Source organism: Azospirillum brasilense (assembly GCF_022023855.1).
Lineage (GTDB): Bacteria > Pseudomonadota > Alphaproteobacteria > Azospirillales > Azospirillaceae > Azospirillum > Azospirillum brasilense_F.
The window spans coordinates 248,507-268,476 of the sequence record NZ_CP059452.1 but is presented as its reverse complement, the minus strand read 5'-3'; the positions used below and the strand labels follow the sequence as shown (position 1 = coordinate 268,476).

The 19,970-nt window shown below is 69.2% G+C and carries 18 protein-coding genes and 1 pseudogene; 16 read left to right on the top strand and 3 right to left on the bottom strand.

Going from position 1 to position 19,970, the window contains the following annotated elements; translation table 11 throughout:
- Positions 1-37 precede the first annotated feature (37 nt).
- Positions 38-673 (bottom strand): class I SAM-dependent methyltransferase, encoded by a 636-nt coding sequence (locus H1Q64_RS27770; protein ID WP_237907637.1) that lies wholly within the window; start codon positions 671-673, stop codon positions 38-40.
- Between the two features lie 216 nt (positions 674-889).
- On the opposite strand from H1Q64_RS27770, the gene H1Q64_RS27765 reads away from it, so the two are divergent.
- The 16 genes and pseudogenes from H1Q64_RS27765 to H1Q64_RS27690 all read left to right on the top strand — a co-directional run bounded on the left by H1Q64_RS27765 (position 890) and on the right by H1Q64_RS27690 (position 18,131).
- Positions 890-1,915 (top strand): AAA family ATPase, encoded by a 1,026-nt coding sequence (locus H1Q64_RS27765; protein WP_237907636.1) that lies wholly within the window; start codon positions 890-892, stop codon positions 1,913-1,915.
- Positions 1,905-2,762 (top strand): ParB/RepB/Spo0J family partition protein, encoded by an 858-nt coding sequence (locus H1Q64_RS27760; RefSeq protein ID WP_237907635.1) that lies wholly within the window; start codon positions 1,905-1,907, stop codon positions 2,760-2,762. The genes H1Q64_RS27765 and H1Q64_RS27760 overlap by 11 nt, the downstream gene beginning before the upstream one ends.
- Before the next feature lie 131 nt (positions 2,763-2,893).
- Positions 2,894-3,364 carry a hypothetical protein gene (locus H1Q64_RS27755; RefSeq protein WP_237907634.1) on the top strand — a complete coding sequence of 157 codons (471 nt, stop codon included), beginning with the start codon at positions 2,894-2,896 and terminating at the stop codon, positions 3,362-3,364.
- A 79-nt stretch (positions 3,365-3,443) separates the two neighbouring features.
- The gene (locus tag H1Q64_RS27750) at positions 3,444-4,295 is read left to right on the top strand and encodes a hypothetical protein (RefSeq protein ID WP_237907633.1); all 852 of its coding nucleotides are present in this window, start codon (positions 3,444-3,446) and stop codon (positions 4,293-4,295) included.
- Positions 4,296-4,365: 70 nt separating this feature from the next.
- Positions 4,366-4,932 carry a hypothetical protein gene (locus H1Q64_RS27745; RefSeq protein ID WP_237907632.1) on the top strand — a complete coding sequence of 189 codons (567 nt, stop codon included), beginning with the start codon at positions 4,366-4,368 and terminating at the stop codon, positions 4,930-4,932.
- A 291-nt stretch (positions 4,933-5,223) separates the two neighbouring features.
- Positions 5,224-5,964, top strand: coding sequence for a beta-ketoacyl-ACP reductase (locus tag H1Q64_RS27740; RefSeq protein WP_149163848.1), 741 nt, complete (start codon positions 5,224-5,226; stop codon positions 5,962-5,964).
- Between the two features lie 467 nt (positions 5,965-6,431).
- Positions 6,432-7,520, top strand: a complete 1,089-nt coding sequence (locus tag H1Q64_RS27735) for an acyltransferase family protein (protein ID WP_237907631.1) — start codon at positions 6,432-6,434, stop codon at positions 7,518-7,520.
- Positions 7,521-7,590: 70 nt separating this feature from the next.
- The gene (locus tag H1Q64_RS27730) at positions 7,591-8,790 is read left to right on the top strand and encodes a lipid II:glycine glycyltransferase FemX (RefSeq protein ID WP_237907630.1); all 1,200 of its coding nucleotides are present in this window, start codon (positions 7,591-7,593) and stop codon (positions 8,788-8,790) included.
- 49 nt (positions 8,791-8,839) lie between these two features.
- Positions 8,840-9,881: pseudogene (locus H1Q64_RS34180) on the top strand (SIS domain-containing protein).
- A gap of 121 nt (positions 9,882-10,002) precedes the next feature.
- A complete protein-coding gene (locus H1Q64_RS27720; RefSeq protein ID WP_237907629.1) occupies positions 10,003-11,226 on the top strand; it encodes a hypothetical protein in 1,224 nt (407 codons plus the stop codon).
- Positions 11,223-11,900, top strand: coding sequence for an SGNH/GDSL hydrolase family protein (locus H1Q64_RS27715; protein WP_237907628.1), 678 nt, complete (start codon positions 11,223-11,225; stop codon positions 11,898-11,900). Before H1Q64_RS27720 ends, H1Q64_RS27715 begins: the two co-directional genes overlap by 4 nt.
- Before the next feature lie 57 nt (positions 11,901-11,957).
- A complete protein-coding gene (locus H1Q64_RS27710) occupies positions 11,958-13,097 on the top strand; it encodes a THUMP domain-containing class I SAM-dependent RNA methyltransferase (protein WP_237907627.1) in 1,140 nt (379 codons plus the stop codon).
- Positions 13,098-13,124: 27 nt separating this feature from the next.
- Positions 13,125-15,227, top strand: a complete 2,103-nt coding sequence (locus tag H1Q64_RS27705; protein WP_237907626.1) for a molybdopterin-containing oxidoreductase family protein — start codon at positions 13,125-13,127, stop codon at positions 15,225-15,227.
- Between the two features lie 167 nt (positions 15,228-15,394).
- The gene (locus tag H1Q64_RS27700) at positions 15,395-16,561 is read left to right on the top strand and encodes an OpgC family protein (RefSeq protein WP_237907625.1); all 1,167 of its coding nucleotides are present in this window, start codon (positions 15,395-15,397) and stop codon (positions 16,559-16,561) included.
- Entirely contained in the window at positions 16,558-17,319 is a 762-nt protein-coding gene (locus H1Q64_RS27695; RefSeq protein ID WP_237907624.1) for a hypothetical protein, read from the top strand. The genes H1Q64_RS27700 and H1Q64_RS27695 overlap by 4 nt, the downstream gene beginning before the upstream one ends.
- Before the next feature lie 128 nt (positions 17,320-17,447).
- Positions 17,448-18,131 (top strand): SGNH/GDSL hydrolase family protein, encoded by a 684-nt coding sequence (locus H1Q64_RS27690; protein WP_237907623.1) that lies wholly within the window; start codon positions 17,448-17,450, stop codon positions 18,129-18,131.
- 28 nt (positions 18,132-18,159) lie between these two features.
- Here the strand turns inward: H1Q64_RS27690 and H1Q64_RS27685 are convergent, their stop codons facing one another.
- On the bottom strand, positions 18,160-18,978 hold the full coding sequence (locus H1Q64_RS27685; protein WP_237907622.1) for a cytochrome c oxidase assembly protein: 819 nt from the start codon (positions 18,976-18,978) through the stop codon (positions 18,160-18,162).
- A gap of 81 nt (positions 18,979-19,059) precedes the next feature.
- Entirely contained in the window at positions 19,060-19,869 is an 810-nt protein-coding gene (locus H1Q64_RS27680) for an FCD domain-containing protein (RefSeq protein ID WP_237907621.1), read from the bottom strand.
- Positions 19,870-19,970 lie beyond the last annotated feature (101 nt).

The window sequence follows — 19,970 nt, the reverse complement described above, 5'->3', positions numbered from 1 at the left end:
ATGGCCGCGGTCGAGTTCCCTGCACGGGTGTGCCACATCAGGCGGGGGTGGCGGCCTCGCGGCGGCAGTGCAGGAGGCTGAACAGGCCGAAGGGCGGAACGGTCTGCAACTCCTCCACCTTCAGGCGGGAACCGGACATCAGCGTGTCGAGGGTAAAGTCGGGCCGCCAGCCCAGCTTCTTGGAGAAGGGCGCCATCCAGTTCTCGACCGAGCGGCGGATGCCCGGCTTGTCGGCGGCGAAGTGGTTGACGATCAGGATGTCGCCGCCGGGACGGCAGACGCGCTCCAGCTCGTTCATCGTGCCCTGCGGGTCGGGGACCACCGTCATCACATACATGGCGACGACGAGGTCGAAGCTGCCGTCGGCGAAGGCCAGCGTGCCCGCGTCCATCTCCAGCAGCCCCTCCACATTTTCCAGCCGCTCGCGGTCAACCCGGTCCTGGGCGACGCGCAGCATGTCCGACGACAGGTCGATGCCGACCACGCGGTTGTCCTTGCGGTAGTCGGACAGGGAGATGCCTGTGCCCACACCCACCTCCAGAACGCGCAAGCCGCCCCGCCGGTTGATCCACTTCACGGCGGCGTGCCGGCCGGATGCCAGCAGGTTCCCGAAGACGGGGTCGTAGAAGCGCGCGTAGCGCCGGTAGGCGGCGCGGATGGAGTCGGCGTCCATTGGGTTTCCCTCACGATTCCTGGCGCAGGATTTTCGGCCGCGACCATAGCGGCCTTTCGCAGCACAGGAAAGCCGCAGCACGCCCCCCTTGTTCCACTCCGAGCCGCAGTTCTGTTTCCGCTTCGGATCGTCATCACATGTGCGGCACGGATGTTGACACCACCATCAACATGACTCATGGTGCCCGTGCGATCACCCCAAATAAGGGATGCCCCCGTGGCCCACGAGATGAGCGGCGAGGAGCTGCGCCGCTACCGCGAACAGCGCGGCATGAACCAGCAGGCTCTGGTCGGCTGGCTGAACGAACGGCTGAATCGGCGCTACGACCGCGCCAAGATCTCCCGCTGGGAAACCGGGGCGGAGCGGATTCCGCAGATCGTCGCGGGCGCCCTGAAGAGCGTGACGGAGCCGGTGGGCATCCCTGCGGCGGCGGTGCGGGCAGCCCCGGTGGTGTTCTGCGCCGCCAACCAGAAGGGCGGAGTCGCCAAGACGACCACCTGCGTCAACGTCGCGTGGTTGCTCGCCCAATCGGGGCGGCGCGTGTTGCTGATCGACTGCGACCCACAGGCCAACGCCACGGTGCATCTGGGCGTCGATCCGCACGAGCGGGAACTGGCCAAGGCGACCCTGACCCACGCGCTGAAGGCCAGCCGCCCGATGCGGGAGTTCATGACCCCGGTCTGCGACAGCGCCTTCGATCTGCTGCCCTCCTCCATCTCGCTGGCGGCGACCGATCGGGAGCTGCTGCGCCAGCCCAACGGCACGCTGATCCTGCGCGCCAAGATCGCGCAGCTTGCCGGCCAGTACGACTTCGTGGTGCTGGACTGCCCGCCGCACCTGGGCGAACTGACCGTCTCGGTGCTGAACGCCGCCGACCAGCTGCTGATTCCGACCCAGACGGAGATGCTGTCGATGATGGGCATCCCGCAGCTGTTCGAGACCATCGCCGGCGTACGCGAGCTGGTGAACCCGCGCCTGCAGATTCTCGGCATCCTGCCGACCATGTACAGCCCGCGCCGCCTCCAGGACGAGACGGTGATGAAGGAGCTGCGCGAGCTTGCCGCTGCGGAGCAGCTCCACCTGTTCTCCCCGGTCAAGCGGGCCGCCGACTATTCCAAGAGCGTGATGGCCGGGCGCCCCGGCCTTGCCTACAACCCGAACTCCGCGGGCGCGGAGAGTTACCGCGAGATCGCCGACGCCCTGCTGGCGCTCGCCGGGGAGGAGATGCGCCATGGCGCGTAAGCTCGACACCTCCAACGCCGGCCTGTTCAAGCGGGCGCTCAGCCGCACCGGCAGCGGCGGGGGCAGCAACGCCGCCCTGTTCGGCCTGTCCGGCAAGATGCGCCACCGCGAAATCCCACTGGATCAGGTGGAGCCCAACCCCGACCAGCCGCGGCGCAACGCCCGCGGGGCCGACATCGCGGCGCTGGCTGCCTCGATCGGCGAGCGGGGCCTGCTGCAGCCGATCAACGTGCGGGAGGTCGCCCCCGACCGCTTCCAGATCGTGGCCGGGGAACGGCGCTACTGGGCCTTCCGCGTCCTGGAGCGGGAGACCATCCCGGCGCTGGTCATCGACACCGACGACGTTCAGGCACTGGCCCTGATCGAGAACGCCCAGCGCGTCGACCTGCACCCCATCGACCTTGCACTGACTCTCGCCAGGCTGATCGGCGACAAGGGGCTAACGCAGGAGCAGGCCGCCGTCCTGATCGGCAAGTCGCAGGAGTATGTGGCCCGCCTCCTGGGCATCCTGCGCCTGCCCGCCCGCATCCTGGAGGAGGCTCCGGACCGGACCGCCGTCTCCGTCTCCCTCCTCATGGAGCTGGCCGAGCTGCCCGACGAGGCGATCCAACTCGCGCTCTGGAAGCGGGCCGGCGACGGGTTGACCGTCAAGGACGTGCGAAACGCCAAGCAGGAGCGCAAGGCGGCCCTCCCGGCCACCCCGTCCGCGGCCCCCGCCTTGCGTGCGCTGCGCAGCAATGTGAACAAGATCCACAACCTGCGCGCGTCCGGCCATGCGCTGGCCGAGGATCAGCGGCGGGAGCTGCGCGACCTGCGCGACGCCATCGACGCGCTGCTTCACGAGTGAGCGCCTCACGAAAATCCGTGAATTAGAAATTTTTCGTCACACTTTCGTGGCGATGGTGGTCATTGGACAGAACTCGACTCTTGCGCGATGCTTGGTAATGTTACGCCATCCATCCCCAGAAGGGTGCAGCCATGTCCGATACCGCCGTCGCCGAACCGACCGCTTCGACCATTCAGTTGCCGGCGGTTCAGGCGCCCGCAGCGCCGTCCGCAGCGCCGCCGAGCGGCGCCGCGGTCATCCAGAACGAGCAGGGCAAGGCGAACTCCCTGCTGAACACCATCGCGGACAAGCTGGAACGGCTGGTGACGCTGACGGTGGTGACCGCGATCGCCGACATCGACGTTGTCCAGGACGATCCCAACCAGGTCGGCTTCACCTGCCGTCCAAAAGCCGGCACGACCATCGAGGCGTTCCAGACCCAGGTCAACCTGGTCACCGGCGACATCGAGAACCTGGTCAGCCGTGATTTCGCGACCAACACCGCCTACCACAGCCTGACCGAATTTCATCTCGCCCAGGTGACCAAGAGCAGCGACATCGTCAGCACCAACCTGAAGGCGATCCGCGATCTGGCCGTCCAGATCTCCGGCCGCACCGGCTGACCCGCCTTCCGGGCGGCGGGACGTCGCCGCACCGCAGCCACCTCCCCGACGCCCTCCCCCCAACCCAGCAAGGTGGCCGATGTCCCAGTTCGTCGATCTGGCGCGCAACCTTCTCGCGCTCGAAATCAATACTGTGCTGAAAACCGGCATCTCGGCGGAAAAGATGCCGCTGGCGGGGGATGCGCTGATCGATCTGGCGCAGGAATACTATGTCTTCCTGTGCGAGCAGTTGGACACCTTCGGCAGCCGCGAGACGGCGATCCTCGCCCCCTGGGCCGGCCGGATCTCGGAGACGTTCCATTGGGGGCTGGCCCCGTTCGCCCCGCCATCCGACACCGCCCGGCCCGACCGCTACGACCCGTTCTTCTTCAGCCGCGACCTGCCGGGCAACGACCCCGCCCGCGGCACCACGCTGAAGGTCTTCGACGACCTGCGCGAGGTGGCGAGCTGGCTGCGCGAGATGACCGACCGCGCCCTGGACGCCGCCCGGCAGCCCGGCGCCACCGCCGACGTGGTGTCCGCCGCCGCGATGATCGACGGGGACGCGCCGCCGATCCTGATGCGCATCCAGCGCAACTCCGACCAGATCAACGACGTGCTGCGGCGGCGCGGACTGGACACCGTCAGCTATCTGCGCGGCATGGCCGAGGAGGTCCGCCGCATGCCGGCGCTGAAGACGGCGGACGCGGTGACCATCCGCAAGGCGTGGGACGTCGGGACCGAGCTGGTGGTCATGCAGTCGACGATCCAGATCGACGGCGACGTGGTCACCCGCCTGCTGAAGGGCCGGGACAACGCCGGCAGCAGCGTCATGATCGGCGTCCACAAGGACGCGGTGGACGTCTCCTTCCGCTATTGGAGCTTCCTGATCGACGCTCTGGGCCGGTTCGCCGGGAAGGCCGTGAACACCCTGGTGGGAGACACGGGGTAGCCCGCTGCGCCGGCGCTTCCTCAGCGACCTCCCGCATGGCTTCGCCTGGCGGCGTGACGCCCTGACCGAGATGGTCGGGCGGTTGCGCCGGGGCAAGGCCGGCCTGATTCCCCGGCGCGGGCATGGCATTGCGCTGACTCTTCAGTTCTTCGCCCAGGGTGGACGGACGATCGGGCTGCGCGTGCCGGTCGCCACGCCGTCACCCGACAATGGTGCCGGCTTGCGCACCATTCCGGTCCGTGTGTCGATCCAGCCCGACGGCGACGTCCTGGTCGCCCTGCCCCGGGCCGCGGTCGAGAATGGAAGGTTCGACGCCGCGTCCGCGGCGCGCCTGACCGCTCAACTGCGCCGTCTGGTGGAGCGGGTCACCACGACGAACCCGCTGTGGGGAATCGACGCGCTCCAGGCGCTGGGGGAAGCCGTCACTGCCGTCGCCGGGCTGTGCAGCGGCGCGGTCCTGCTGTGGAACGGGTTCGAGCGGATGACCGCCGGCCAATGGGCGCACAGCGGCGCGACGCTCGTGCTGCTGGCGGCGCCGGCCGCTCTGGCGAAGCTGCGGCCTTGGCTTCTCGGGGCGGTGGCGCCCAAGCTGTTTCCGCTCGCGCTCAAGGCCGGCGAACGAATCGTACAGATTTGAGCCGAATCCAACTGGTCACACCACTTGGTGCGGTGCAGTAAGGCTCTGAAAATTCATTTCTTATTGACATTCCTGTGAAAAATCGCACCCGCTCGCATCTGCGATGTTGCAGCGCATTGGCCCGGAGCCGGACTTGTTCTATGTTATGCCTGCCGCCGCGGTTGATGGCTCCTCCTTAAGGACCATCGGCACGACAGCATCCGTAACAAGAAGCAACCCCTTTGCTTCTGCGGTTCACCAGCGGGCTTGCCTCACCAGGAGCTGGCCGTTTCTATTACTGGAGCGATTGTAATGTCTCAGAAGATCGCGCTCGTCACCGGTGCCATGGGCGGTCTCGGCACCGCCATCTGCCAGGCCCTGGCCAAGGACGGCTACATCGTGGCGGCGAACTGCCTGCCGAACTTCGAGCCGGCCGCCGCCTGGCTGGGCCAGCAGGAAGCCCTCGGCTTCAAGTTCTACGTGGCGGAAGGCGACGTTTCCGACTTCGAAAGCTGCAAGGCGATGGTCGCCAAGATCGAGGCCGACCTGGGCCCGGTGGACATCCTGGTGAACAACGCCGGCATCACCCGCGACAAGTTTTTCGCGAAGATGGACAAGGCCCAGTGGGATGCGGTCATCGCCACCAACCTGAGCAGCCTGTTCAACGTCACCCAGCAGGTGTCGCCGAAGATGGCCGAGCGCGGCTGGGGCCGTATCATCAACATCTCCTCGGTGAACGGCGTGAAGGGCCAGGCTGGCCAGACCAACTACTCGGCCGCCAAGGCCGGCGTGATCGGCTTCACCAAGGCGCTGGCCGCCGAGCTGGCGACCAAGGGCGTCACCGTCAACGCCATCGCCCCGGGCTACATTGGCACCGATATGGTCATGGCCATCCGTGAGGACATCCGCCAGGCCATCACCGACAGCGTTCCGATGAAGCGCCTGGGCCGTCCGGACGAGATCGGCGGCGCGGTGTCCTACCTCGCGTCGGAGATTGCCGGCTACGTCACCGGCTCGACCCTGAACATCAACGGCGGCCTGAACTACCAGTAAGGCACCCGCCGTCCGGCACTGGCGGCAAACCGCCCAGCCGGTAAGCACACGGCCCGTTCCCGGCCTGACCGGGGGCGGGCCGTGTGCCTTTCGCTCTTCGGAGCATCCCTTCAAAGTAAAACGCCCGGGATCGGGTGGACCGTTCGCGCTCTGCACCACCCCATTGTGCCATGGCTTCGGTAACGACCGGTCATCTGAACAGTATACTCCCGCAGATTTCCTGTTGAATCCGTTCGGGCCTCTGTTTCCGCGCCCACCAGCGAGTATGCTCCCCAGCAGCACGCAAGTTGCGTCCTGAGGCCGCACTACGCCCGTCTTCCGGAATCAACAGACGTCGAGAACCTGCACATGGGCACGTCCCATGCAGGAAGGGAGGAATCGTGCCTGAATCGCCGATCATGCAAACTCTGCCGGGAGACGGGTCTGCCCGTCACAGGTCCGGGGCCGATTACGTTTATGGGATCGACATGGTCCGCTTCGCCGCGGCTTTGCTGGTCACCGGCTTCCACCTGACCTGGCGCGACCCCGCGGTCGCCGACGTCATGTGGTCCGGCTGGGCCGGAGTGCAGGTCTTCTTCGTGGTGTCGGGCTTTGTCATCGCCAATTCGGCCAACAACGCCACACCGATCGCCTTCATCCGGTCGCGTCTGCTGCGTCTCTATCCGGCGGCCTGGGTCTGCTCCATCCTGTGCCTCGTCGCCCTTGTACTCATGCCCGGTGCAGACCCGGATCTGGCGCGGCGCTTCATCGCCTCCTTCTCGCTGGCGCCCGCCGGCCCCTACATCGCGTCGGCCTATTGGACGCTGCCGGTCGAGATCGCCTTCTACGCCGCGGTCTTCCTGCTGCTGTTCAGCGGTAACTTCCATCGGCTGCCCCAGTTCGCCCTCGCGCTGACCGCCGCCAGTTCGGCCTATCTCGGCGTCTACAGCCTGCACGTCTTCAGCGTCGTCAGCCTGCCGTTCCTGGAGTTCGAATACGGCATGCTGAACATGACGCTGCTGCGCCACGGCGTGTTCTTCGCGCTAGGGATCTTCCTGTGGCTGTGGTCCTGCGGCAAGCTGACCCGGACGGGCATGGCCGGCGCCCTGCTGGCCCTGATCGCCGCACCGCTGGAGATCACCGCCCGGTCGCTGGAGTTCGTGGAGCGCTCCCCCGTCCCGCTGAACCTCGCCGATCTGTGGATGAACCCGCTGCTGATCTGGGGAGCGTCGCTCCTCGCCATCGCCGCCTCGGCGCGCTGGCGGGCGGAGATCGCCACGCTGCCGCCGTCCCTGCTGGCCCTGCTGCGCGTGGTCGGGTTGGCCACCTACCCGCTCTACCTGCTGCACGAGGTGATCGGCGGCTCGGCCAAGGCGCTGGCGATGCAGGCCGGGGTCTCCTCCATGGCCGGCGCGGTGACGGGCGGCGCCCTGTCCATCGCCGTGGCCCTGCTGGTCGCCGCGGTCCTGGAACCGGCGGTGCGCGACCGGCTGCGCCGCCTGCTCGACATCCCGCAGGCGGCCTTCTCGGCCCGCCCCGCCTTCAGCACCTTCTACCGCTCCGGCGGAACCGTGTGACCAACAGCCCTACCGTTACCAAACGCTTCCACAAGAAACGATCGCCGTGAATTCCAGGGGAGAAACCTGAATGTACACCGACGCGCTTGGTGGCGATGTCCTGTGCCCCGCGTCCTCCATCGAGATCGACCGGGTCGACCGCAGCGGCTGGTACGCCATTCTCGATGGCTTCGACGACGCCAACATCTTCCAGACCTGGGATTATGGCCGCATCGCCCACGCCGGGCGGGAGTTGAGCCACCTCGTCGTGCGGCGCGACGGGCGCCCGGTGGCCGCGGTGCAGGTGCTGCTGCGCCGCGTCCCAGGCATCGGCGGCCTGGCGCTGGTCATGTGGGGGCCGATGTGGCACCCGCGCGGCCAGGGACCGGACCACGCCGCCCTGATGACCGCGCTGCACGCGCTGAAGGCGGAATACACCGACCGGCGCGGCCTGCTGCTGCGCCTGCTGCCCCATGTCTCCCAGGCGGACGGGGAGACGGTGACGGAGGCCCTGGCCTCGCTGGGGATGCGGTTCCGGGAGGAGAAGGCCCCCTACCGCACCTTCATCACCGACCTGACGCCGGACGAAGCGGGCCTGCGCTCCAATGTGTCCCACCACTGGCGGCGCGGGCTGAACAAGGCCGAGCGGATGGGGATCGAGGTCGTCGAAGGCTCCCATACCGAACTGCTGGAAACCATCGACGACATCTTCGTCGAGACGCAGCGCCGCAAAGGCTTCAAGGCCTACGACAGCCGCACCTTCACCCGCATCAACGAGGCGCTGCCGCCGCGCCAGAAGATGCGCGCCTTCCTCGCCATGCACGAGGGGCGGCCGGTGGCCGGGGTCGTCGTGTCGCTGTTCGGCACCACCGGGCAGATGCAGAACTCCGCCACGCTGGAGGCCGGGCTGCGGGTCAACGCCGCCTACCTGCTGCAATGGCGGGCGATGCTGTGGATCAAGGCGAACGGCGGGCTGCGCTACGACCTGCACGGGGTGAACGCCCAGACCAACCCCGGCGTCTACCAGTTCAAGCGCGGTCTCGCCGGCAAGCATCCGGTCGAGACGCTTCACATCGGCACCTTCGAGACGCCCGGCCCGCTGCCCAGCCGCCTGCTGGTCCAGGGCGGCGAATCGATGCGCGCCCAGGCCGACCGCTGGAAGACCCAGGCCGGCGCGATGGTGAGCCGGTTGCGCAACTGGAAACCGCCCCAGGCCGAGCCCGCCCCTGTCGAGGACGTGGACACCTCCGACGCCGCCGTTCTGGCGAAGGCACCGTCCGGCCCGGCGTGAGGTTGGCCGGAAGACCGTGTTATGATCGGCCTGGAACGGAGGCCGACCCATGACCAGCACTCCCCTGATGATGCAGGAAGCCGCAGCCGCCCCCGCGGCGGTTCGGCGCCTGCTGGACTCCGACGTCAAAGCGGTGGCGGCCCTCGCAGATCGGCTGCGGGCCGTGCCGCCGCCCTTCGCGATGACCATCGCGCGGGGCAGCAGCGACCACGCCGCCGGTTACGCCCGCTACCTGTTCGAAACGGCGCTGGGGCTGGTCACCGCCTCGGCGGCGCCGTCGGTCGTCACGGCCTATGGCGCCGGTCTTCGGGTGAAGGACGCCTTCGTTCTGGCCATCTCCCAATCGGGCCAGAGCCCCGACCTGCTGCGCGTCGCGGAAATGGCGAGGGCCGGCGGCGCGCTGACGGCGGCGTTGGTCAACGCCGGGGACTCGCCGCTGGCGGAGCGGGTCGCCCATCCCCTGCCCTTGCACGCCGGGCCGGAACGCAGCGTCGCCGCGACCAAGAGCTTCGTCGCCAGCCTCGCGGCCATCGCCCGGCTGACCGCCGTCTGGACGGATGACCGGACGCTTCTCGACGCTCTTTCACGGCTGCCCCCAAGAACTGGAACGGGCCGGTGCCGCGGACTGGTCGGCGGCGCAGCCGGTGCTGGAATCTGTATCCAGCCTGCTGATCGTCGCGCGGGGCCGCAGCTATCCCATCGCCCAGGAAATGGCGCTGAAGTTCAAGGAAACCGCCGCCGCCCACGCCGAACCCTTCAGCGCGGCGGAGGTGATGCACGGCCCGATGGCGCTGGTCGAGCCGGGCTTCCCCGTGCTGGTGGTGGCGGTGCGGGACGAGACGCTGGACGGCGTGCTGGACACCGCCCGCGCATTGAAGGAGGCCGGCGCCCATCTGCTGGTCGCCTCCGCCGAGGGGCAGGCGCTCGCTCTGGCCGACACGCCCTTGCCCCTGCCGCCGCCGCTGCACCCGGTGCTGGATCCCATCGCGGCGATCCAGGCCTTCTACCCCTTCATGGCCCGGCTGGCGGTGGCGCGCGGCTTCAACCCCGACCGGCCCCGCCATCTGCTCAAGGTCACCCGGACGGTTTAGGAATTACCTCGAATTCGCGGTGATCTTTTCGGCGCCATCGCCACCACCCGTTGACGCGTCCCGACCGGCTCGCGCTAGGCTTGCCGAAACCCACGGCTTGGCAGCGAAACGGGACAGCAGCATGACCATCGGCATGACCATCGGCGTCGGCGCGGACGACCTTCTGCGCTTCGAAAGTCTCGGCGACAATTGCGAATTTGGCTTCGTCCTGCGCCGGTTGTCCTGCGAGGCGGGGAGCCTGTTCCGTTGGGCCTCGATGAAGCCGGACCAGCTTCTCGCCAAGCTGCGCGCCAACTTTGAGGGCATGTACCGCTTCGAGAACCTGTCGCCGCTGCGCACCGGCATGGTGCTGGATTCCGCCTATGGCATCGGCTGGCACAGCGACATGAAGTCCGACATGACCGGCGGGCGCTTGGCGTTCCGCGACGACGAGGCGACACGGCGCGCCCTGCACCGCCGGGAAACGCGCAAGATCCAGTATCTTCAGGCCAAGTTCACCGCGCGGGCGGCGCTGGGCGGGGTGATCTTCGTCGTGAAGTCGAATCCCGGCATCGCCCCCGCCACCATCGATGGGCTGCATGACGCGCTGGCCGCCCTTGCGGGCCACGACGACTTCGCCCTGCTGGAGGTTCAGGCAACGGACGATCCCACCCGCATCGGCCGCGTGGATTGGCAGCGGCCCGGTCTGATGCGCGGCTACGTCACCCGCTTCGCCCCCTATCATCAGGCGGACGACATCGACGCCGCGGCGTGGTTCTCCATCGTCCAGGGCGCGCTGCGCCTGTTCCCCTGCCACGACTGGACGCAGCGCCACGCCGCCCTGCGCATCGGCACGCCGGACACGCTGGTGCAACTCCGCTTCCCCCTCGGCCCCGATCAGGACATGAGCAAGCCCATCACGGGCGACCTGCGCGCCGGAACCGCCCACCTGCTGAACGGAAACAGCTGGTGCCGCCCTTACGAGGGCCTGTTCCGCCTGCACGGCCCCGATCCGGAGCGACCCGGCACCACGCTGCGCTGGACCGGCGTGCACGCACCCGGTCCCTTCCATCTCGGCGCCACCCTGCGCTGCCCCCTTCGGGACTCCGTCCCGCTCCGCGTCGCGGTTTCCATCGCCACGGAGGGCGGCACGACTCTGGCCGAGGAGCGGTTCGAGGTGCATCCCGGCCGGGCCACCGACCTCGTGCTGGACGCCCCCGCCACGAAGGGTCCGCTGACCGTCGCGTTGATCGTGAACGCCGTGCGCCCGCTGACCGAGGGGGAGCGCGCCGTGCTGGACCTCTCGCCGCCCGCCCTGCATCCTGAGCAGGTCCCGGCCGTCGCTCTTCCGGCGAAGGCGGCGTGAGTCGGATCACCCAAGCGGGATGGGCCGGAATCGCCACACTGCTGGTGGTCCTGGCCGTCCCGGCGCACGGCGAAACGACTGTCGGGCCGCGCACGCAGCCGCCCTACCCGGACTGGCTGGTGACGCGCATGGAAACGCTGCGGCGGCAGGACCCGAAGGCGATGCTGCTGGGGGATTCCCTGATCGCCGGCTGGCCGCCCGACCTCGCCCGCCGGCTGTTCGACACGGAGCCGATGAATTTCGGGGCCGGGGGCGACACCACGGGAAACCTGCTGTGGCGGGTGCGGCAGTCCTTCGGGCCAGGTATGGGGCTGAGGTCCGCGCTGATCCTGGTCGGGACGAACGACCTGCCGAACCGCTCCGCCGCGGAGATCGCCGGCACCATCGGGACCATCGCGGCGGAGGTGAAGCGGTCCGCGCCCGGCGCTTGCGTCACGCTTCTCACCCTGCTGCCGCGGCGCGACGGCAACGCCATCTTCGCCGAACGCGTCGCCGAAGTGAACCGGCGGCTGACCGCCCTCGCCGCTCCCGGCCTGCGCGTGGTGGACGCCGACACCCCGCTGCGCGACGCCTGCCCGGCGGAGGGCGCCTGCCCGCTCTACAAAGATCCGGTGCATCTGACCCGCGCCGGCTACGAGCGGCTGACCGCCGCCATCGGCAAGGCCAGTTGTTAGGGGGCCAGTTGCCAGAAAGATGTCGAAGGCGGCGGGGCTTCGGGATATCTAGGGGCCATGACCAGCGACACCGCCGCCGACCGTACCGGCACCGATTTCGAGATCTTCATCGTCACCGCGCCGGGCCTGGAATCCGTGCTCTGCGCGGAGGTGAAGGCCAAGGGTTTCCGCGACGCCACCGCCATCAAGGGCGGCGTCACCGTCCGCGGCGGCTGGCCGGAGGTCTGGCGGGCGAACCTGGAGCTGCGCGGGGCGACCCGCGTGCTGGCCCGCGTCGCCTCCTTCCGCGCCTTCCACCTCGCCCAGCTCGACAAGCGGGCGCGCCGGGTGCCCTGGGCCGAGTTCCTGCGCCCCGACGTGCCGGTCCGCGTCGAGGCGTCCTGCAAGGGCTCGCGCATCTACCACGCCGGGGCGACCGCCCAGCGCATCGAGCGCGCCATCACCGAAGAGCTGGGCGCCCCCATCTCCGCCGAGGCCGAGGTCTCCATCAAGGCCCGCATCGACGACGACCTCTGCACCATCAGCGTCGATACGTCGGGCGAGTCCCTGCACAAGCGCGGCCACAAGGAGGAGATCCACAAGGCCCCGCTGCGCGAGACGCTGGCCGCCCTGTTCCTGCACCATTGCGGATTCGACGGCACCGAGCCGGTGGTCGACCCCATGTGCGGCTCCGGCACCTTCGTCATCGAGGCGGCGGAGATCGCCGCCGGCCTTCACCCCGGCCGCAGCCGCCGCTTCGCCTTCGAACAGCTCGCCTCCTTCGACGACGCGGCGTGGCAGGCGATGCGTTCGGCGGGCGGCACGGGCGCTGCGCCCGCCGTCCGCTTCTACGGCAGCGACCGCGACGGCGGGGCCATCGCCATGAGCCGCGCCAACGCCGAGCGCGCGGGCGTCGCCGCCCTGACGGACTTCCAGAAGCACGCGGTCAGCGACCTGATGCCGCCGGAGGGTCCGCCGGGCCTCGTCATCGTCAACCCGCCCTACGGCGCGCGGATCGGCGAGAAGAAGCCGCTGTTCGCCCTCTACGGCGCGCTGGGGCAGACGTTGCTGTCGCGCTTCTCCGGCTGGCGGGTCGGTCTCGTCACCAACGAGGCGTCGCTGGCCCAGGCCACCGGCCTCCCCTTCCAGCCGGCCGGCCCGTCGGTTTCGCACGGCGGCCTGCGCGTGACGCTGCACAGCACCGCCGCCCTTCCCTGATCCCGTCCCGCACCCATTTGTAGAATTATGTCCAACCGCCCCGCCCCCCGCCTCCACGCCTCGGCCTGCCCGCACGATTGCCCGTCCACCTGCGCGCTGGAGGTCGAAGTGCTGGACGAGCGCCGCATCGGGCGCATCCGCGGCGCCGCCGACAACAGCTACACCGCTGGGGTGATCTGCGCGAAGGTCGCCCGTTACGCCGAGCGGGTGCACCATCCCGACCGGCTGACCCAGCCGCTGCGCCGCACCGGCCCCAAGGGCTCCGGCCAGTTCGAGCCGATTTCCTGGGACGAGGCGCTGGACATCGTCGCCGACCAATTCCTGGAGGCGGAGCGCCGGCACGGGCCGGAGACGGTGTGGCCCTACTACTACGCGGGCACCATGGGACTGGTGCAGCGCGACGGCATCAACCGGCTGCGCCACGCCCGGCGCTGGTCGGGCTTCTTCGCCACCATCTGCACCAACCCGGCCTGGGCCGGCTGGCTGGCCGGCACCGGCAAGCTGGCCGGGGCCGACCCGCGCGAGATGGCCAAATCCGACCTTGTGGTGATCTGGGGCACCAACGCCGTGTCCACCCAGGTCAATGTGATGACCCACGCCGTCCGCGCCCGCAAGGAGCGCGGGGCGAAGATCGCCGTGGTCGACGTCTACCGCACCCCGACCATGGAGCAGGCGGACATCCCCCTGCTGATCCGTCCGGGCAGCGACGGGGCGCTGGCCTGCGCGGTGATGCACGTGCTGTTCCGCGACGGGCTGGCCGACCGCGGCTATCTCGCCAGCCACGCCGACGACCCCGCCGGGCTGGAAGCGCATCTCGCCAGCCGGACGCCCGAGTGGGCGGAGGCCATCACCGGCCTGCCGGCGGCGGAGATCGAGGCCTTCGCCCGGCTGGTCGGGCGGACGCCGCGCAGCTATTTCCGGCTGGGCTACGGCTTCACCCGCTCGCGCAACGGGGCGGTGAACATGCACGCGGCCTCCTGCATCCCGGTGGTCAGCGGCGCCTGGAAAGTGGAGGGCGGCGGCGCCTTCCATTCCAACAGCGGCATCTACGGCTGGAACAAGACGCTGATCGAGGGGCTGGACCTGCGCGACCCAACCGTGCGCATGCTCGACCAGTCGCGCATCGGTCCGATCCTGGAGGGCGACCCGGAGGCACTGACCGGCGGCCCGCCGGTGACGGCGCTGCTGATCCAGAACACCAACCCGGTGACCATCGCCCCCGATCAGGCCCGTGTGCGCCGCGGTTTCGCCCGCGACGACCTGTTCGTCTGCGTGCATGAGCAGTTCATGACCGAGACGGCGCGCATGGCCGACATCGTGCTGCCCGCCACCATGTTCCTGGAGCACGACGACCTCTATCAGGCGGGCGGCAACCAGCACATCCTGCTCGGGCCCAAGCTGGTCGATCCGCCCGGCGACTGCCGGCCCAACCACGCCGTCATCGGGGAACTGGCGCGGCGGTTGGGCAGCGACTCCCACCCCGGCTTCGCCATGACCGAGCGGGAGCTGATCGACGCCACGTTGCGGGCGTCCGGCCACGGCACGCTGGAGGCGCTGGAATCCCAACGCTTCCTCGACGTGCAGCCGGACTTCGAGACGGCGCATTTCGTGAAGGGCTTCCGCTGGCCCGACGGCAAGTTCCGCCTGAAGCCGGACTGGCCCAAGGTCCCCTACGCCGCCCCGTCCACCTTCGGCCCGGTCGATGCCATGCCGACCTTCCCCGACCATTGGGCGGTGACGGAGGAGGCGGACGACAAGCATCCCTTCCGGCTGGTCACCGCACCGGCCCGCAACTTCCTGAACAGCAGCTTCACAGAGACCCCGACCTCCGCGGGGCGGGAGCGCCGCCCGAGCCTGATGCTGCACCCCGAGGACGCGGCGACGCTGGGCATCGCGGAGGGCGACCGGGTGGAGGCCGCCAACGGTCGCGGCGCGGTGCTCCTGCACGCTCGGCTGTTCGACGGGGTGCGGCGGGGCGTGGTGATCGCCGAATCGATCTGGCCCAACGCGGCGCACGAGGGCGGACGCGGCATCAACAGCCTGACCGGCGCCGACCCGGTTGCGCCCTTCGGCGGCGCCGCCTTCCACGACAGCCATGTGCGGGTGCGCAAGGCCGACGCCGACGCTTGAATTTGACCCCTCCCTCTTCTCGCCGGGGCCGGTAAAGCCCAAATGCGGCCGCTGTGGCCCTCTGCAGGACGCCGATTGCCAAGACCGGGGCGCCGTGCCACGGTGCACCGCACACGAAACCAGAGCGGGACAAGGCGGTGGCGTCGGGCGGGATACGCGATCTTCGATTGGACTTTTTCCGCGGGCTGGCCCTGTGGTTCATCTTCGTGGACCATATCCCGGGCAATCAGATCGCCTGGGTGACGATGCGCAACTTTGGCCTCAGCGATGCGACCGAGGTGTTCGTCTTCATCTCCGGCTACACATCGTCGCTGGTCTATTCACGGATACTGGACAAGCACGGCTGGCGGTTCGCGGCGGCCAAGGTGCTGGACCGCTGCTGGACGCTCTACATCGCCTATCTTTTCCTGTTCATCGCCTTCACGGCGCAGGTCGCCTACACCGCGCGGGTCTTCGACAACCCCCTGTTCACCGAGGAAATGGGCATCGCCGGTTTCTTCGCCGATCCCGCGGTGTCGCTGGTGCAGGCGCTGGCGCTCAAGTTCCGGCCGGCCAACCTGGACATCCTGCCGCTCTACATCGTGCTGCTGCTGTCCCTTCCGGTGGTGCTGCCGGTGCTGCGGCGCTGGCCGCTGGTCCTGCTGGCCGGGTCGGTCACGCTCTACACGGTGGCGCGCATCCTGGACTGGAACCTGCCGACCTATCCGGACGGCGGCGTCTGGTTCTTCAACCCCTTCGCCTGGCAGCTCCTGTTCGTGCTGGGGGCCACCATGCAGCGGTTGCCCGGGGTGGCGGCCGCCCTGACGACGCGGCGGACGGCGCTGCTGTGGCTGGCGGGAGGGTATCTGTTCGCCTCGTTGCTGCTGGTGATCTCCTGGCAGGTCGCGCCGATGGCCGCGCTGATGCCGGTGTGGCTGGCGGAGATCCTCTACCCGATCAGCAAGACCGACCTCGACCTGTTGCGGCTCGCGCATTTCTGCGCGCTGGCCTACGTCGTTCTTCAGATCGCGCGGTTCGACAGCGCGTGGCTGCGCTGGCCGGCACTGGCGCCGGTGATCCTGTGCGGGCGCCAGTCGCTTCAGGTCTTCTGCCTGGGCATCTTCCTGTCCTTCGCCGGCCAGACGGTGCTGAACCACTGGTCCGCCTCGCTTTTGGCCCAGTTTTCGGTCACACTCGCCGGAATCGCCGTGATGGTGGCCTCCGCGCGGGTGCTGACCTGGTATCAGTCCGTGGGACGGCCGCCACGCCAATCGGCATCCGCCCCGCCCGCGGCACCCGCCGCCCCATTGGTCCCTGACGCCCCAATGGCCCCAGCCAAGGACCCGAGCGCATGAAGCGCGCGACCGTCTTGACCCTGGCCGTCCTCGCGGGACTGACCGCCACCATCGGCATGGGCGTCGCGCAGGCGGCGTCGGAGGCCCCCAGCGATCCCTGCGCTGTTCCGGAAACCGTCTACACCATCGACGGCGCCCTGCCGCGCGCCTGGGAACGGCTGAAGCGCGGCGGCGCGTTGCCCATCCTGGTGCTGAACTCGGCGGGTTCGCGACCCGACACCGCCTATCCGGCCCAGCTGGAGAAGGAACTGGCGGCCCGGATGCCCGACCGCAAGGTCAGCGTGACCGTCCGCAACGCGCCGGGGGCGACCGCACAGGAGATGCTGCCCATCCTGAACCGGGAACTGGCCTCTTCCTCCGCCTCCCTGCTGGTCTGGCAGGTGGGGACGGCGGACGCCATGCGGAACATCGGACCCGACAGCTTCGGGGAGGCGCTGGGCCAAGGCATCGCGGCGGCCCAGGGGCGCGGCGCCGACGTGATCCTGATGGACATGCAGTACAGCCCGCAGACGACGCAGCTCATCACCTTCCAGCCTTACCTGGACTATGTGGAGTGGGTGTCGCAGGACAGCGACGTGGTCCATTTCCCCCGTTTCGAGATGATGCGGCATTGGTTCGAGGAGGGTCGCGTCGGCTTCACCCCCGACTCCAAGGAGGAAAAGCTGCAGGCCTACCAGTTCGTTCACCGCTGCCTCGGCCGCATCCTGGCCGACACCGTGTCCACCATGATCGACCGCGCCGGGAGACCCGCTCCGTGACAGGCACGCCCGCCCCCCGGACTCGTGGCCGGAGGGCCGCCGTCCTCTCAGCCGCCCTGCTGTCCCTGGTCCCTTTCCTCGCCGGCTTGACGGCCAAGCCCGAGCCGGCAAGGGCAGCGGCTTGCGCCGTGTCCGTGCAGACCGCCGACCTTGCCGTTCCGCTGCCGCGCAGCGCGCGGGCGCTGGCCGCCGGCGGGCCGCTGCGCATCGTCGCCATCGGCTCGTCCTCCACCGCCGGGGCCGGAGCCAGCAAAGCGGAGCACAGCTATCCGGCGCGGCTCGCCGAGCATCTGGGCGCGCGTTATCCCGGGCTCGCCCTGACCGTCCTCAACAAGGGCGCCAACGGGGAGACCGGACCCGACATGCTGAAGCGGTTCCAGCGCGACGTTCTGGACGAAACGCCCGATCTGGTGATCTGGCAGGTTGCGGCCAACACCGTCCTGCGCGGCGACGATCCCGACGCGGCGGAACAGGTGATCCGCAGCGGCGTGCGGACGCTGAAGGGCGCCGGTCTGGACGTCGTGCTGATGGACCTGCAATACGCCCCGGCCATGCTGGCGAAGCTCCGGCACGAGGAGATGGAGGCCCGCATCGCCCGCGTCGCGGCGGAGGAAGGGATTGGCCTGTTCCACCGCTACGCGGTGATGCGCCAGTGGGTGGAAACCCGGCAGGCCGCCATGCACGATCTGGTCGGACCGGACGGCATCCATCAGAACGACTTCGGCTACGACTGCGTGGCCCGCACCCTGGCCGCCTCGCTGCACGACGCCCTAAGCCTGCGAACCGCGGGGGCGGTGTCCGCGCGTCCGTGAGGGTTGCGGCGGCAACGGCAGCGTCACGTCAGGTGCGCTGCCGCTCGGGCACCATCAGCCAGCGCGCCAGGGCGTAGAGGTTGATCGCCACATAGACCGCCGCCCCGACCACCCCCATGATGAGGCCGCCGAGTTGCTGGTCGGCCAGGGCGGACAGGCCCCAGGGCGCCGTCGTGTCCAGATGGTAGAAGAACAGCGGCTGCGGGGCGAAAATCAGCAGCGCCGCCAGGATGGCGAGATGGACCGAGGTGCCGAAGGCCGACAGCAAGCCCCTCCCCCGCATCGCCGGGCCGTCCGGGGCCAGCACCGTCCGCCACGCGGCAACCGCGCCGACGAGCAGGCTGGCGTGCATGACCCACAGCACCGCGTCGAAGCGAAGCGCCGCCATGTAGGGGCCCGGCAGGTGCCACACCCAGAGGAACAGCCCGAACAGACCCCAGGCGATTTCCGGAACGGCCAGGGGTGACGCCAGGGTCCGCGCCCAACTGGGCCAGCGCACCGCGCCCATCGGCCAGGACAGGACCAGCAGGGGCGCCGCGACCTGGATGGTCAGAAGATGCTGGACCACCCGCGCCGAGAACAGGGCGGAGGTCAGGTTGCACAGCGGCGACACGAAGGCGGCGAACAGCACCAGCCACCCGGCGGCGAAGGACCAGGGCTGGTGCCGCTCCATGGCCGCCCCATGCCGCTTTGCCAGTGCCGCGTATCCCACGGCGGCCAGGGCAAAGACGGACAGCAGGACCGGGTCGCCGTTCCAGGCGCTCCAGAACCCGTCCGGCACCGGCGGAGCGCCGCAATAGGGAATGATGGACGGCAGCGTTTCGACGAGTGGCGTTGCGGTGGGCACGGCTGGACCTCCCTTGGCCTACAGCCGTGTAAAACCAAGAATGGCCCTCGGGTTCCCGAATGAGGGACGACCGGACGGGACTCAGGTCCGTTCGGCGGGTTCGATCAGGTCGGTGCGCCCGATGCGGCGCAGGGAGGCCTCGAGCCGCGTGTCGTCCTCGCGGATTTCCCGCAGGGTGTGCAGCGTGAACATCACGTGCGCCTCCGCCGCCGCATGGGCGGCCTCGGCATCGCCGGCCAGCACCGCGTCGACGATGGCCAGATGCTGGTCCAGCAGCAGATCGCGCACACCGGGCCGGGTGTAGAGCCGATCGCGGTTGTAGAACACGTCGTTGCGCAGCATCTCCGACAGCGCGCCCATGATGTGCAACATCACCGTGTTGTGCGCCGCCTCGTAGAAGGCGAGGTGAAGCTGTGCGTCCACATCGGCCTCTTCCGACGGATCATCCTTCCCATGGGCGTCGCGCATGCGCTGGGCCAGGGCGCGGATCGCCTTGCGGTCGAGGTCGGTCGCCCGCTGCGCGGCCAGCTTGGCGGCGGCGGCCTCGATGGAGCTGCGGAACTCCAGATAATGGAAGGGCGCGTCCGGATCGGATTGCAGCAGCGCCGCCAGCGGGGCGGCGATGGGCGCCAGGAACTGTGCGATGTGCGTGCCGTTGCGCCCGGAGACGAGCAGCCCGCGCTCCTCCAGCTTCTCCAGGGCATCGCGCAGCGACGGGCGCGAGACGTCCAGCTTGAGCGCCAGGTCCCGTTCCGGCAGCAGCTTCTCCCCCGGACGCAGCACGCCCTCCCGGATCAGCGTCTCCAGATGATCCGCGATGGCGTCCGCCAATTTGGCCGGCTTTATCATTCCCTTGCCCTGCCCCTTGCCCTGCATCCGCAGAAATCCCATCCGGTCCCGAAGGTTAGATATCGTCACGGCTTTCGCGCGTCCAGCCCAACCGCACCCATGGCACCGTTTCCCGATCGCAGCGCTATCGAAGGGTTCAGGTG